The sequence below is a fragment of the Actinacidiphila sp. bgisy145 genome, from assembly GCF_057708125.1.
In genome coordinates, this window is record NZ_JBYIRL010000059.1 from 1 (window position 1) to 15,144 (window position 15,144).

Genomic DNA, 15,144 nt, shown 5'->3' on the forward strand with positions numbered 1-15,144 from the left:
CGCGCCGCAGGATAGCGCCGCCGGCGCCGGCCGCAACCTCTGCGAGGTCGCGGCCGGCGTGCTGTACTGGCCAGGTGAGACGCGAGCCCGGGCCGGAGTCCGACGCCCGCGGAGGGCCGGCCGTCGGTGCCGCTCCCGCGGCCGCCACCGGTGTGGCCGACATGGCTGGAGCCGCCGAGCGGATGCGGCGCCGGGTCCGGCTGATGATCGAGATCACCGCGCGGGCGGGGGAGTACCGCCGGGGCCTGGTGAAGGCGGCCGGCCGGCTCAGCGACGAGGAGGCGGTGATCCTCGACGACCTGGAGCAGCACGGCCTCCAGGTGCCGCAGCTGCGCGACGTGCTGCGCGGCGGCCACGTCCTCGTCGACGACCCGGCGCTGTACGACAAGTGGCGCACCGGCCAGGGCAACCACCCCCGGCTGTCCAGCCACCACCGCGACATCGACAAGAAGCGCTACCCCGACTTCGGGATGCGCGGCCATGTGGTGCGGGAGAAGCTGCACGGCCGTACCGCGAACGGCACCTGGGTGCAGCTGGAGAAGACCCCGGCGGCCTTCGGCGGGTCCAAGGCGCCCAGCCTGGACGACCTGCGGCACCTTGTGGACTACCTCCAGTACCGCTTCACCGGCAGCAACGTCGGCCCCTGGGGGCTGTCGCGGATGACCGAACGCCGCCCGCTGTACCTCTCGCCGATGGTCGCCGTGCCCACCTCGCTGACGCCGCCGGTCGCGCGCACCCTCGCCCGGACGCTGCGCCGGATCGAGGAGAGCGACGACACCACGGCCGTCTCCCGGGAACTCGCGGCGCACTTCCCGCCGCCCGACCGGGCCGACCTCGGCGGCGAACTGGGGCAGGCGCTGACCGGCCGCGGCGGGCGCGGGCTGTTCGGCAACTCCGAGGTGTGGGTCACGCAGGCGCCTTCGCGCACCGCGGCGCGGGTGCTCCGCGAGCGGCACGAGCCGCCCGGGCAGGACACCTGGCGGTCAGGAGGACCGGCATGAGCGACGACACCCCCGGGCCCGGCCAGGCGTCCGTGCCGGCCGGACTGGTCACGGCCGTGGTGAACATGGTGCACACCGGGCCGGTGCTGCTCGGCGCGTACACCATCGCCGAACTCACCGCCGTGGACGCCATCGTGGACTTCCTGGAGGCCCGCCCCTCGGACGAGGAACTCGCCGAGGCCGTACGCTCCCTGGCCGCCCGGGAACTGCTGCTCGCGGGCAGCGGCGAGCAGGTGCAGGTACGCGGCGACCTGGGCATCGCGGTGGCGTTCCAGCAGCGGGCCCGGCGGGTGCTCGACGCTCGTACGACCGGCACCGAGGCGGGCGAGCCCTGGCGCATCCTGCTGCTGCCGCAACCCGAGCGGATCTGCCTGATGGTGCGGATCGACGCGCTCGGCGTCCACCAGATCGGGCTGTACGAACTCGGCGCCGCGGTCGACATCCTCGTCGACTGGCTGCCGCGCGGTCGCCCGGCCGACCCCGACCCCGGTACCGAACCTGGCGCCGACGCACTGCTGTCGGGTGCGGAGCGGGCCGCGCTGCTCACCCTCACCGAGTACACCGCGGAGGGCTCCGCCGAGATCGCGGGCGCCAGCACCGACCTGGTGCTCGCCCGCAGGTCGGGCCGGCTGCACCTGCTCACCCGGGAGGGCAGCGGCGCCGCACTGGAGCCGAAGCCGGTCGCCGGCAAGGACGAGATCCGCGACCGCCTGGTCCGGCTGCTGACCTGACCCGGCCTCGAAGGGCAACGGCTTCGCCCCCGCGGCGGCGCGAACTGCCCATGGGTCCGCTGCCGTCCGGCACCGAAGATCCCTAAACTCAGCACCGTGAGCCTTTGGACTGCCCTGGAACCCCCGTCCGCGACCGTCGACCCGGGTGGGAGCACCACGGTACGGCTGCGAGTGCGCAACACCGGCGACGTGGTGGACGAATACCGCTTCGAAGCCGTCGGGAACATCGCGCCCTGGGTCCGGATAGAACCGCAGGTGCTGCGGCTCTACCCCGGCACCACCGACTCGATCCTGCTGACGTTCGCCCCGCCGCGCACCCCCGACGCCGTCGCGGGCCCCAACCCGTACGCGATCCGGGTCACGCCCACCGAGAGCCCCGAGGCCACCACGGTGCCCGAGGGCAACCTCACCATCACGCCGTTCACCGCCGTCCGCGCGGAGATCGTGCCGCCGACGGTGAAGGGCCGCTTCCGCGGCAAGCCCAAGCTCGCGGTGGACAACATCGGCAACACCAAGCTCACCGCCTCGATCCGCGGCGCCGACAACGGCGACCAGATCGGGTACGACATCCACCCGGCGAACGTCCAGATCGAGCCCGGCCGGGCGGCGTTCGTGAAGACGACGCTCCGGCCGCGGCAGATCATCTGGTTCGGCGCCAGCCAGCAGCGCCCCTACACGCTGGACGTGACCCGCTCGGGCGCGGACCCGGTCAGCGTCGACGGCAAGTACGTCCAGCGCGGCTTCCTGCCGCGCTGGGTGGCCGCCACCTTCTGCGCGCTGATCGGCCTCGTCATCGCCTTCACGATGTTCTGGCTCACCCACAAGCCGCAGGTCAGCTCGCTGGCGACGCCGAAGGCCAGCCCGGCCGCGTTCAGCACCCTGACCCCGACACCCGCGGCGCCCACCACCCCGGTCACCACCCCGCCCACCACACCGGCGACCACCGCGCCCCAGTCCTCGAGCGGCGGGGGCGGCGGCGGGACCACGAAGCCCAAGAGCGTGCTGCCCGCGACCCGGGTGCTGCTGTGGAACACCACCACCGACAAGTGCGCGGACATCCCCGGCTCCGGCGACGGCCAGATCGGCGGCGCGGTCAACGAGTTCAGCTGCATGGGCACGGACGCGGACAACCAGCTGTTCGACCTCGAGGTGCGCTACCAGAACCAGGGGCCGGGCGGCACCAAGCTGTTCCAGATCCGCAACGACAAGGACCGGCTCTGCATGGACCTGCCGGACACCGGGCCGCAGCCGGTCACCACGAAGATCATCGAGGGCCGCTGCACCGGCACCACCGACGACAACCAGCTGTGGTGGCTCGCCAAGCAGCCCGACGGCGCCTACTGGATTCGCAACTACGCCAGCGACAACCTCTGCCTGGACGTGTCGGGCGAGAGCACCGGCGGCGACAACACCGCCCTGACCCTCTTCCACTGCACCGACACCGACGACCAGGAGTGGAAGATCCGCAAGCCGGACTCCCAGCCCTGGGACAACCCGCCGGCCACCACGAGCCCGTCGAACTGAACGGCCGGGAACCGCGCGCGGTGACCGAGCGCGCGGCAACGTGGCGGCGGGGAAGAGGACCGGGCGCCGCTTCGTTGATTCCGGCAACCGGTCCGACCTGGGCCGGCCCCCGCGGGCCCCGCCGCGCTCGGCGGCGCCCGGGTGGTATGCCTGTACGGAGGCCGGGCCACGGTGCCCGTACGGGTCGAAGCGACGAGGAGCCAGCCGTATGAAGTTCGGGATCTCCACTTTCATCACCGACCGCAGCATCCGCCCCGCCCCACTCGGGCGGGCCCTGGAGGAGCGCGGGTTCGACTCGCTGTTCATCGCCGAGCACAGCCACATCCCGGTGAGCCGCGAGTCCGCCTACCCCGGCGGTGGCGAGCTTCCCGACATCTACTACCGCACCCTGGACCCGTTCGTGGCGCTCACCGCCGTCGCGACCGTCACCGAACGGCTGCTGGTGGGCACCGGTATCGCGCTCGTCGCCCAGCGCGACCCGATCCACACCGCGAAGGAGGTCGCCTCGCTCGACCTGGTCTCCGGCGGGCGGGCCGTCTTCGGCATCGGCGTGGGCTGGAACCGCGAGGAGATGGCCAACCACGGCACGAACCCGGCCGTCCGCGGCCGCCTCGCCAACGAGCGGCTGCGCGCGATGATCGAGCTGTGGACGAAGGAACAGGCCGAGTTCCACGGGGAGTTCGTCGACTTCGACCCGGTCTTCGCCTGGCCGAAGCCGGTGCAGCAGCCGCACCCGCCGATCTACGTCGGCGGCGGCCAGGGCGCCTTCCCGCGCGTGGTCGAACTCGGCGACGCCTGGCTCGCCAACAGCCTGCCGCCGAAGGTGCTGGGGGAGCGGATGAAGGAACTGCGCGCCCTCGCCGGACGCGATGTCCCCGTCACGGTCTACGCCGTGCCCGACGACGCGGAGACCATCGAGGCGTACGCCGAACTCGGCGTCGAGCGCGTGCAGTTCTACCTGCCGTCCGACCCCGAGCCGGCCGCGCTCGCGCACCTCGACCGGTTCGCCGAGCTGGCCGCGCGCCTCGGCTGATGCCCGCGCTCGGCACGGCCGAGGCGCGCGAGCGGTTCACGGCGTCCCCGATCGCCAGGCTGGCGACGGCGGACGCCGCGGGCCGCCCGCACCTGGTGCCGGTGGTCTTCGTGGTGGCCGGGGACCTCCTGGCGATCGCGGTCGACCACAAACCCAAGACGTCCCCGCGGCTCAAGCGGCTGGCCAACATCCGCGCGAACCCGGCGGTCTCCCTCCTCGTCGACCACTACGACGACGACTGGGACCGCCTGTGGTGGACCCGCGCCGACGGCCGCGCCCGCGTCCTGCCCCCGGCCGCCGCGTCTCCCGCGGCGGCCCGCTGGACCGCGCTCCTGACCGCCAAGTACCCTCGCCACTACGCCGACCGGCCCCCGGCGGGCGAGGTCATCGAGGCCCACATCACCACCTGGACCGGCTGGCACGCCACCTGACCTTTGACCCCCCCGCCGCCCCCGCCGCCGCCCGCCCGTGGCGGCGCGACGGGCGCGGTTCCGCGGGCGAAGCCACCGGGCAGATGACCATGAAGGCGACCTTCCGTGCGGCGCATGGCATATGCTCGGCGGAGCCGTATGCTTCGCCCCCCGTCCCGAGACACCCACGGGCAGGTCCGGACGGCGCCGAAGCGGTCGTGGCCATGGGAGCAAGGGTGCTGCAAGCTCTCTGCAAGGAAGCCTCCGAGACCCCTGGGTAGTTCCCCGACAGGACCCGACCGGGATGCGCCGAAACGGTCGGCGCGGGTCGGTGGACAGCCGGCCGGACCGAGGAGTCCGGGACGGCGGAGGGGGACTTTCTATGCGCGCCGAGATCGGCCCGGAAAGGCCGATGGATGGGGATCGCGAACAGTGGATGACGGTTCGCGACTGCAAGAAGATTCTGGTCATAGGGCAGACGCTGACGTATCTCCAGCGGCTCACGGACATCTTCCCGATGTTCGACTCCGACATGAGGGTGCAGCTGTTCTTCACGGTGGCGCCGCACGCCGCCTTCGGCGAGGGCGCACTGCGCTTCCTGCGCCGGCTGCGCGCCCCGGTGATCCCGTGGGAGGTCGCGGTCCGGCACGAGTTCGACCTCGCGCTCGCCGCCGGCTGGGAGCACATCGAGCAGGTCCGCGCGCCGGTCGTGCTGCTCTCCCACGGCGCCGGGCAGATCAAGGCCCAGCGGGTCTGGCACGGCCGCCCCGGCCAGGAGCGGCCGCCGGGCATGCTCAGCCGGGACAACCTCACCCGCGACGGGCGGATGCTGCCCGCCGCCGTGGCACTCGCCCACCGCGACGACCTGGCGACCCTCGCCCGCAACTGCCCCGAGGGCGTGCCCGTGGCCACGGTGGTCGGCGACCCGGTGTACGACCGGCTCACGGTCAGCCTGCCGCACCGGGACGCCTACCGGGCCGCGCTCGGACTGCGCGACGGGCAGCGGCTGGTGGTGCTCAGCAGCACCTGGGGCCAGGGCGCGTCCTTCACGGCGCTGGACGAACTGCTGCCGCGCCTGCTGGGCGAACTGCCGCGGCGGCGCTACCGCGTGGCGATGCTCAGCCACCCCAACATCTGGGCGGGGCACGGCTGGTGGCAGGTGCAGTCCTGGCTGTCCGGCTACCGCCGCAGGGGCATCGCGCTGGTGCCGCCGGAGGCCGACTGGCGGGCGTACCTGGCCGCGGCGGACTGGGTGGTCGGCGACCACGGCTCGCTCACCTCCTACGCCACCGTCACCCCGGCGCCCATCCTGCTCGCCCGCTACCCCCACGAGCGGGTGCACCACGCCTCACCGGCCGCCGCGCTCGCCCGGCTCGCCCCGGCCCTGACGACGGCCCGCCCGCTGGAAGCCCAACTGCGGTACGCCGCCGAGGAGTACGACCGGCCCGCCTACGCGGCGGTGGCGGCGCGGCTGACCTCCGAGCCGGGCCGGTTCAACCAGCGGGCCCGCGCGCTCGTCTACGGGCTGCTCGGCATCGGCCGGCCCGCCTACCCGGTGCCGCCGCGCCCGGTCCCCGCCCCCGCCCCGCTCTCCCGCTGGACGGCCGACCGGACCGGAGAGGCGGCATGAGGCCGCGGCACACGGACGCGGTCCCGCACCGCACCGCCGTGGCGGTGCACCGCCGGCCGGCCGGCCGCGGGCAGCGCCCGGCCGGGCTGCTCGTCGTCCGCACGGCGGGGTCCGCGCTGGTCACGGTCCGCCGGCTGCCGCTCGACGGCGCCGGACGGTACGGGCCGGGCGAGGTCGTCGACGAGCACGTCAACACCGCACTGGCCGCGGGTTCGCCGCGGCCGGAGGTGGCGGACGTGCTGGTGCTCGGCTGTGCGCACCGGCCCGCACTGGCGCTGCGTACGGCGCGGGGCGCGCTGGAGCGGTTCCCTGGCTGCCTGGTGGCGGCGGTGCCCACCGCCGACGGCGGCTGCGTCGCGGCCGCCCGCGGCGGGCGGCAGGTGACGGTCACCCCGGCCGACGGCCAACGGGCGCCGACCGAAGCGGAGTTGGCCGTGGTGGCGTCCTGCCTGCACACCGAGCTGGTGCTCGGCGGCAACTGGGCCGACCTGGCGGCGATCTGCCTGTCGGCGCCGTCACCGCGGGCGCCGCGCCACGGCCGGATGCGGTTCCGGCCGGGCCCGGTGCCACCGGCGGACCCGGCGGCGGACCGGCGCCTGTCGGCCTGAAGGCGCGCCGCACCCGCGCCGCACCATGACACCGATCGGCCCCGGCCCGCCGTGCACCCCGCGGCAACGGCCGGGCGCCGACCGGTGCCGACCGGTGCCGGCCGGTACGGGGCGGCCCGACCGGATCGGGCGCACCGCCCTCAGGGCGAGGCGTCCGCGGGCCCCAGCTCGGCAAGGCGCCGCCGCACCCGCTCGGCGTCCACCGGGGCGAGAGAGGCGTAGATCCGCAGCGCCTCCTCGTACTGCTGCCGGGCGGCGGCCTCCTCGCCGTCCTGCTCGGCCAGCAGGCCCAGCATCTCCAGGGTCCTGGCCCGCCAGAACACCGACCCGGTCGCGTCGAACCCGTCGAGGGCGCCCCGCAGCTCCCGCGCGCCCTCCGCACGGCGCCCGGCCCGGCCCAGCGCGAAGCCGAGGAGCGCCCTGGCCCGCGCCGCGTCATAGGCGTCGTGCTCGGCCGACAAGTCCCGGTGGGCGCGGCCGAGGTGCTCCACCGCGCCCTCGAAGTCCGAGCGGTCCAGGGCGAGTTCGCCCAACCGCAGCCGGGACAGCGCGGCCCCGCGGCGGTAGCCGGCCGACTCCCGCAGCGCCAGGGCCCGTTCGTGCGCCTCCTCGGCGCGGTCCAGCCGTCCCGCCTCGCGGAAGGTGGTGCCCAGCCCGATCAGCGCCTGCGCCTCGTCGAGCCGGTTGCCCCCGGCCCGGGCGAGTTCGAGGGCCTGGGTGAACCAGACCTCCGCCTCGTCATGGCGGCCCGCGCCGCGCAGCCCGATCCCGCCCGAGGTGAGCATCCGCGCCTCGCCCGCGGCGGCGCCGTCCCGCCGCGCGGCGGCGAGCCCGGTCCGGTGGGCCGCGATCCACGCGTCATACAGCCGCAGCCGCAGGAACATCGGCCACAGGGCGTCGACGAGTTGCCAGGCGGTGGCGTGCCACTGCCGATCGGCGGCCAGCGACACCGCGGACGTCAGCGCGTCCTGGTGCGCCTCCAGCCACGACAGTGCCGCGCTGTCGTCGGCGAACGACACCGCCGCCTCGGTGGGGAACCGGTAGTCGCGCGCCAGAGTGCGGTGGCTGGGCGCGAGCAGCGCCTCGGCGCGGGTGGCCGTGGCCAGGCACCAGTCCGCGTAGCGGCGCAGGGTGTCGTCCCGGTCATGCGCGGAGTCCCGCGCCTGGCCGCACTGCACCGCGTGCAGCCGTACGAGGGCGTGGAAACGGCACCGGTCCGCGCCCGCCGGCTCCAGCAGGTTCGCCTCCACCAGCACGTCGATCAGCCGCCCGGCCGCGGCGACGGTGAGCCCGCCCGCGGCCGCCGCCGACGGCGGGTCGAACGGCACGGCGGGCAGCAGCCCCAGGCACCGGTACAGGCGCGCCGCGTCCGGCGCCAGCGCCCGGTAGGACGCGTCGAGCACCGCCTCCACGGTCCCCGCGCCCTCCGCCCGCAGCTCGCCCAGCGGCCCGGCGCCCGCCGTCAGCGCGTCGCGCAGCGCCGCCACCGGCTGGTCGGGCCGCGCCGCCAGCCGCGCCGCGGCGAGCCGTATGGCCAGCGGCAGCCCCCCGCACAGCGCGACGACCTCGCGTGCCGCGGCCGCCTCGCGCTCGGCCCGCAGCCGGCCCGCGCCCCGGGCGAACAACTCCTGGGCGGCCGACGGGTCCAGCACCCCCACCCGGCAGAAGCCGGCGCCGTCCACCGCGAGACCGGTCAGCCGGTACCGGCTGGCGGCCATCACCAGGCTGCCGGGGGCGCTGGGCAGCAGCACCCGCACGTCCGCGGCGGTCAGCGCGTTGTCCACCATGACCGCGAACCGGCGGGTCGCGGTGACCGACCGCCACTGCGCCGCCCGCTCGGCCAGCCCGGCCGGCTCGACCGTCTCCCCGAAGGCGCGCAGCAGCGAGCCCAGCGCCTCCGCGGGACCGACCGGCACGTCGTCCGGCTCGTTCCCGCCCAGGTCGACATAGAGCTGGCCATCGGGGAACTCCGCCTCGCGCGCGCCCAGCCACCGCGAGACCAGGGCGGTCTTGCCGACGCCGCCCTGACCGCTGACCACGATCACCTGCGCCACGTCCGGCTCGCGCCGGTCGCGCAACTCGTCCAGCATCCGCAGCTCCCGCTCGCGGTCCGTGAAGTGCGCCGGGACCGGAAGGAGTTGGCGGGGCACGGGGCGTGGCGCGGGCGCGGGCGGCTGCGCGTGGTGGAAGTGGATGTCGCCGGTGATGTTCCGCGCCTGCACCATGCCGCCGTGCACTTGCGCGCCGCCGGCCAGGTGGTTGCTGACCACCTCGACGGCGGCGTCCTGCCCTGGTGAACGGGCCCTCCAGGCGTGGAGCCGGTCGAGCAGCGCGCCGTGCCGTGCCGCGCACGCGGCCAGCGCGGCCGCGTGATCGCGTAGGGTCGCCGACACCGCGCCGGCGCTGCCGGTGACGGGGTCCGCGCGCAGGTCGTGCCAGGCGGCGGCGAGTTCCGGATCGACCGCCGCCACCGGCCCCATCAGCATGGCGAGTTCCTGCCATGCGGCCGAGCCGCGCCCCGTGCCGTGCAGCAGCTTGGCCGATAACAGCGCCTCGGCCACACCCTCGTCCCGCATGTCAGCCCGTCCCCCCTCACCGGCGACGGCCCGCCACGGTCCGGACGCGCGCGCCGGATGCCTCGTTCCGTCGTGTTTCCCCAAGGCATACCCTGCGATCGCGGTGCGGTCGCCTCCCGGCGGGGTGGAGGGCCCGCTTCGAGTCACGCGCCCGGCACCCGCGCTCGCCCGCGAGGGCTCAGAGGATGAGGCCGCCGGACATCTCGATGACCTGGCCGGTGATGTAGCGGGCCCGGTCGGACGCGAGGAAGCAGACCAGCGCGGCGACGTCGTCCGCGTCGCCGAACTCCCGGGACGGGATGAGGTTCCTGAGGCGTTCGGCCTGCGGTTCGGGGATCGCGGCGGTCATGTCCGTCGCGATGAACCCAGGGGCCACCGCGTTGACCGTCACCCCGAGCCCGCCGATCTCCTTCGCCAGCGCCTTGGTGAAGCCGATCACCCCGGACTTGGACGCGGAGTACGCGGTCTGGCCCGGGGCGCCGTGCAGCCCGGAGGCGGAGGTGATGTTGACGATCGCGCCGCGCCGCTGCCGCACCAGCGGCATCACCAGCGGCCGGGTCACGTTGAACATGCTGCCGAGGTTGGTCTCCAGCACCTCGTCCCACTGCTCGCGGCGTATCCGGGCGAAGCTGATGTCATGGGTGATGCCCGCGTTGTTGACCAGGATGTCCAGTGCGCCGTCGAGTTCGTGCAGCGCGTCCTCGGCGAAGCGGCCGGCGTCCGCGGTGTCGCCGACCCGGCCCGGCAGCGCGGTGCACCGCTGGCCGGGATGGGCGGCGCGCATCCTCTCGGCCAGCTCGGCGGCGGCCGCGGCACTGGAGTGGTAGCCGAAGACCACGTCGGCGCCCTGGGCGAGGGCGAGCCGGACCACGGCGGCGCCGATACCGCGCGCGCCACCGGTGACCACGCACTTGCGGCCGCTCAGCGGCAGGTCAGCCGACATGGCCCGCCCCCTCGCCGGCCGGCACCAGCCGATCCTTCTGCTGGCCGACCTCCCGCTCGCGGAAGCCGTGCTGGATCTTGTTGACCTGGCGCCGGCCGAGGTGGCTGTCGATGTAGTCCGTGACGTAAGTGGAATCCAGCATGGTCCGGCTCATACCTCCGGGAGGGTGCCCCTGCGGGCCTGGGGTGGGGGAGCGGGTCGAAGGGGGCGGGTCGAGGGGGAGCGGGTCGAGGGGCGGCGGGGTTCAGACGTTCGCGGCGGCCGGTTCCGCGGACAGCACCCGCTCCAGGAGGAAGTCGGCGAGCCCTTCGACCGTCTGGTAGTCGAGCGCTTCCATCGCCTTGTAGCGGAACTCCAACTTCTCCTGGATACGCCGCTGGAGCGCGGTGACCCGCAGCGAGTCCAGGCCGATCTCCAGCAGCGCGAGCGACGGGTCGATGCCGTCGGCGACGGTGTCCATCTCCTCGGACGCCTTGCCCAGCGTCTCCCGGACCTCCGCGGCGATCCAGTCGATGACCGCCTGGCGGCGCTCCTGCGGGCCGAGCGGGGCCAGCGCGTCCAGCAGCTCGCGGCGGCTGCGGCCGGGCCCTTGCGCCGGGTGCTCGGCGGGGGCGGGCAGGTCGCTGCCGGCCAGCGCGCCCGCGTGCCGGAACTCGACGCCTTCGAGGTCGGCGACGATCCGGCCGTCGGCGTCGGACAGCCGCACGTCGACCACGAAGCCGGTCCGCGCGGCGTGCGGGCGGCGCCGCACCTGCGCCCACACCTCGCCGGGCAGCGGACCGGGCAGGGCGAGCCGGCGCAGCGCCACCGGTACGTAGCCGCCGGGGAGCAGGGCGTCTCCGGCCTGCGGTGCCGCCGGCACGGTGCTCTCGGCGTCGGCCGGGGTGAGGAAGAGCGCGGCGGCGAGCTGGAGCGCGCCGTCGAGCACGGTGGCGATCCGGTACGGGTGCGTCTCGTCGGGCGCGCCGTCGGGGGTGGCGGTGATCCGGCCGAGCGCCTCCTCGCGGCCGCCGCCGGCCAGCCACAGCTCGCGCACGGTGGCGAAGTGGAAGCCGTGCTCCAGCCCGCCGTCGCGCAGCGCGCCGTAGAGCTGGGCGGGGCGCCGGGCGTGCGGCGCGTCGGCGCGCAGCGCCTCCGGCAGCCGCCCGGCCCGCTCGCCGCTGCGCGCCGGTGCGATGGTGCCGTGGCAGTGCTCGGGCCGGCTGCCGTCCTTCGCGCCGCCGGTGACGGTGAAGCGGCGATCGCCGTCGGGTGCGGGCGCGGTGAGGGTGACCTGGGCGGTGGGGCCGTCGGCGGTGAGGACCAGGGGGCGGGTGAACTCGATGTCGCCGAGCACCAGGCCGGGGTGCTGCCCGCGGGCACCCCCGGCCGCTACGGCGTCCTGGGCGTCGCCTGAAGCTTCTGCTGCCGCGGCTTCTGCTGGTCCTGCTGTTCCCGCCGCGGCCTCGGCGGCCTGCGTGGCCTCGGCCAGTGCGCGGACGGCCAGGTCGAGGTAGCCGGTGGCGGGGAAGACGGTGGCGCCGTGCACGCGGTGGTCGGACCAGGGCGCGGTGGCGGCGAGCGGGTAGGCGTGGACGGTGGCCTCGGGCCGCTGCGCGGGGATCGCGGTGGCAGCCGGCGCCGGGGCGGCCGCCACCGCGGCGCTGCCGTCCTCGGCCGGCGCGGACGGATCGACCCACCAGTAGCGGTCCTTGCGGAAGGGGTACTGCGGCGCCGCCGAGGTGCGCCGGTACCGGTCGCCGCGGTAGAGCCGGGACACCGCCAGTTCGGCCCCGGCGGTGAACAGGGCGCCGGCGGCGGTCAGCATCCGCCGTACGTCCTGCCGGTCGCGGTCGAGGGTGGGGATCACGGTCACCCCGCGGTCGGCGAACGCCCCGGCGAGGTGCGCGGTGAGCGCGGCATGCGGTCCGACCTCCACCACGAGGGTGCAGCCGGCGTCGACGGCGGCCCGTACGGCGTCGTGGCAGCGTACGGTCGCGCGCGCCTGGGCCGTCCAGTACGCGGGGCCCTCCGCACCGGTGAGCGCACCGCCGGTGGTCGCGGAGAACACCGCGCACTCCGGCCGGGTGGCCCGCAACTCGGCTGCGTGCTTCGCCAGTTCGGGCAGCGCGGGGTCGATGAGCGGGGAGTGGAAGGCGTGCGAGGTGCGCAGCCACGCGGTGTCCACCCGGGCCTGTGCGGCGAGTTCGGCGATCTCCTCCACGGCGTCGGCGGTACCCGAGACGACCACGTCGGCCGGTCCGTTGACGGCCGCGAGCGCCACCTGCTCCTCGCGGCCTGCGAGCCAGCCGGCGACCGTGTCCTGGTCGGCCCGGATCGCCAGCATCCGCCCGCTGCCGGGAAGTTCGGCCATCACCTGGCCGCGCCGCACGCTGAACCGGGCCGCGTCCTCCAGGGGCAGCATGCCGCCGACGCAGGCGGCGACCAGCTCGCCGACGCTGTGCCCGGCCACCGCGGCCGGCCGCACCCCCCAGGAGCGCAGCAGCTCCGCGAGGCCGTACTCGACGGCGAACAGCGCCGGTTGGGCGAAGCGCGTGTCATCGAGGTCCACCCCGCCGCCCGTGTACCCGCCGCCCCCGCTCGCACCCCCGCTCGCACCCCCGCTCGCACCTCCGCTCGCGCCCCCGGCTTCGCCGTCCGCGCCGAACAGCACCTCCCGCAGCGGAACCTGGAGCACCCCGTCCATCGCCGTCGCGCACCGGTCGACCGCGTCGGTGAACACCGGTTCCTGCGCGTACAGTTCGCGGGCCATTCCCGGGTACTGGGTGCCCTGGCCGGAGAAGACCAGGGCGACCTGGGCGGTGCCGCGCGGGTGCCCGCTGGAGACGGTGGCCGGGGCGCGGCCGGTCCGCCACTGCCGCAGGCTGTTCGCGAGCTGGCCGGCGCCGCGGCCGGTCACCGCGATCCGGTGGCGCAGCGCGGCGCGTCCGGCGGCCGCGGTGAACACCGCCGCGGGCAGGTCCTGGCGGCCGGTGGTGGACAGGAAGTCCGCCCAGCGGTCGGCGAGTTCGCCCAGGCTGTCGGCGGACTTCGCGGAGAGCACCAGCAGTTCGTCGGTGCGGGCCGGTACGGCGGCCGGGGGCTGCGGCTCGGCTGGCCGGCGGGGCGCCTCGCGCAGCAGCGCGTGGGCGTTGGTGCCGCTGTAGCCGAAGGAGTTGACCGCGGCCATCCGCGGGGTGTCGCGGCGCGGCCAGCTCACCGGCTCGGCGGGGATGCGCACGGGGGTGCCGGACAGGTCGATCTTCGGGTGCAGCCGGTTGAGGTGCAGGCTCGGGTAGATGGTCTCGCGGTCCAGCGACAGCGCGGCCCGGACCACTCCGAGCAGGCCGGCGCCGGCCTCGATGTGCCCGACGTTGCTCTTGCCCGAACTCACGTACAGCGGAAGGTCGGCGGGGCGCCCGGCGCCGTAGGTGCGCAGGATGGCGTCCATCTCGATGGGGTCGCCGACGGGGGTGCCGGTGCCGTGCGCCTCCACGTAGTCGACCTGGGCGGGCTGTACGCCGGAGCCGGCCAGCGCGGCCCGGATCACCCGCTGCTGGCTGGCGCCGTCGGGCGTGGTGAGGGTGCGGGTGCGGCCGGTGTGGTTGAGCGCGGTGCCGACCACGCTGGCCAGGATCGGGTCGCCCTGCTCCTCGGCGAGGGACTGCCGCTTGAGCAGCACCGCCACGCAGCCCTCGCTGCGGACGTAGCCGTCGGCGTCGGCGTCGAAGGTGCGGCACTGGCCGGCCCGGGAGAACAGGCCGAGCTTGGAGAAGGAGATGTGCACGTCCGGCGCGAGGATGGCGTTGGCGCCGGCCACGATCGCGGTGTCGCATTCGCCGGTGAGGATGGACTGCCGGGCCAGGTGCAGGGCGACCAGCGAGCCGGAGCAGGCGGTGTCCAGGGTCAGGCAGGGGCCGCGCAGCCCGAGGAAGTGCGCGACGCGGCCGGCGGCGATGCTGTCGGTGTCCATCGCCTCGTGGGCGGTGATGCCGTTCAGCCCGGCGCGGCTCTTGAGGGTGGAGTAGTCGAAGGACATCAGGGCCATGAAGACGCCGGTGTTGCCGCCGGACAGCTCCTCGGGGTCCTGCCCGGCGTTCTCCAGGGCGTGCCAGACGGTCTGGAGCACCATCCGCTGCTGCGGGTCCATGTGCGCCGCCTCGGCCTCGGAGACGCCGAAGAAGGCGGCGTCGAACCGGTCGACGTCGTCGACGAACCCGCCGTGCCGGACGTAGGTGCGGCCGCGCACCAGCGGGTCCGGGTCGTACAGCTCGTCCACGTCCCAGCGCTCCGCCGGGATCTCCCGTACGCAGTCCCGGCCCTCCTCGAAGACGGCGCGGGCCTCCTCCAGGGTGTGCACACCACCGGGCAGGGTGCAGCCGACGCCGACGACGGCAATGGGCTCTGTTTCCAAGGGGACTTCTCCTTAAACGGTGCGTTCGGGTGGGACTGGGGAACGCGGCCCTCCGGATTTCGGCGGAGGTCCGTACCGGCGGGAGTGGCGGAGGGGAAGAGCGGCGGAGCAGCGGGGTGGCGAGTGCGGTGCGGGCGAGTGCGGTGCGGAGGAGTGCGGCGCGGCCGGGCAAAACCCGTTTCGGGCTCCCGGCACAGGATTTCGGCGCTTTCGGTGGACGGCTCCGCGCCGCTCGGCGGTCGAATACCCGCGCGGAGCAGCCGGTCCGGTCCCGCTCGGAACCGACCGGATGTCA

General features: G+C 75.1%; 11 protein-coding genes. 7 read left to right on the plus strand and 4 right to left on the minus strand.

The window, feature by feature from the left end:
* The first annotated feature begins 74 nt into the window (after positions 1–74).
* The 7 genes from AC3ERT_RS33895 (at position 75) to AC3ERT_RS33925 (ending at position 6,937) form a co-directional block, all read left to right on the plus strand.
* Complete coding sequence (locus tag AC3ERT_RS33895) at positions 75–1,001, plus strand: hypothetical protein (RefSeq protein ID WP_435137511.1); 927 nt, start codon at positions 75–77, stop codon at positions 999–1,001.
* A complete protein-coding gene (locus AC3ERT_RS33900) occupies positions 998–1,732 on the plus strand; it encodes a hypothetical protein (protein WP_435137508.1) in 735 nt (244 codons plus the stop codon). The genes AC3ERT_RS33895 and AC3ERT_RS33900 overlap by 4 nt, the downstream gene beginning before the upstream one ends.
* A gap of 96 nt (positions 1,733–1,828) precedes the next feature.
* Complete coding sequence (locus AC3ERT_RS33905) at positions 1,829–3,256, plus strand: RICIN domain-containing protein (protein WP_435137505.1); 1,428 nt, start codon at positions 1,829–1,831, stop codon at positions 3,254–3,256.
* Between the two features lie 208 nt (positions 3,257–3,464).
* Positions 3,465–4,289, plus strand: coding sequence for an LLM class F420-dependent oxidoreductase (locus AC3ERT_RS33910; RefSeq protein WP_435137502.1), 825 nt, complete (start codon positions 3,465–3,467; stop codon positions 4,287–4,289).
* Entirely contained in the window at positions 4,289–4,720 is a 432-nt protein-coding gene (locus AC3ERT_RS33915) for a TIGR03668 family PPOX class F420-dependent oxidoreductase (RefSeq protein ID WP_435137499.1), read from the plus strand. The genes AC3ERT_RS33910 and AC3ERT_RS33915 overlap by 1 nt, the downstream gene beginning before the upstream one ends.
* A 415-nt stretch (positions 4,721–5,135) precedes the next feature.
* On the plus strand, positions 5,136–6,329 hold the full coding sequence (locus tag AC3ERT_RS33920) for a hypothetical protein (RefSeq protein ID WP_435137496.1): 1,194 nt from the start codon (positions 5,136–5,138) through the stop codon (positions 6,327–6,329).
* Positions 6,326–6,937, plus strand: a complete 612-nt coding sequence (locus tag AC3ERT_RS33925) for a hypothetical protein (protein WP_435137493.1) — start codon at positions 6,326–6,328, stop codon at positions 6,935–6,937. Before AC3ERT_RS33920 ends, AC3ERT_RS33925 begins: the two co-directional genes overlap by 4 nt.
* 140 nt (positions 6,938–7,077) lie before the next feature.
* Here the strand turns inward: AC3ERT_RS33925 and AC3ERT_RS33930 are convergent, their stop codons facing one another.
* The 4 genes from AC3ERT_RS33930 to AC3ERT_RS33945 form a co-directional block, all read right to left on the minus strand.
* A complete protein-coding gene (locus tag AC3ERT_RS33930) occupies positions 7,078–9,513 on the minus strand; it encodes a tetratricopeptide repeat protein (protein WP_435178797.1) in 2,436 nt (811 codons plus the stop codon).
* A gap of 178 nt (positions 9,514–9,691) precedes the next feature.
* Positions 9,692–10,456, minus strand: coding sequence for a 3-oxoacyl-ACP reductase FabG (gene fabG / locus AC3ERT_RS33935; protein WP_435178799.1), 765 nt, complete (start codon positions 10,454–10,456; stop codon positions 9,692–9,694).
* On the minus strand, positions 10,446–10,598 hold the full coding sequence (locus AC3ERT_RS33940; RefSeq protein WP_435178801.1) for a hypothetical protein: 153 nt from the start codon (positions 10,596–10,598) through the stop codon (positions 10,446–10,448). The genes fabG and AC3ERT_RS33940 overlap by 11 nt, the downstream gene beginning before the upstream one ends.
* Positions 10,599–10,700: 102 nt before the next feature.
* Positions 10,701–14,849 carry a type I polyketide synthase gene (locus AC3ERT_RS33945; protein ID WP_435178803.1) on the minus strand — a complete coding sequence of 1,383 codons (4,149 nt, stop codon included), beginning with the start codon at positions 14,847–14,849 and terminating at the stop codon, positions 10,701–10,703.
* Positions 14,850–15,144: the final 295 nt, after the last annotated feature.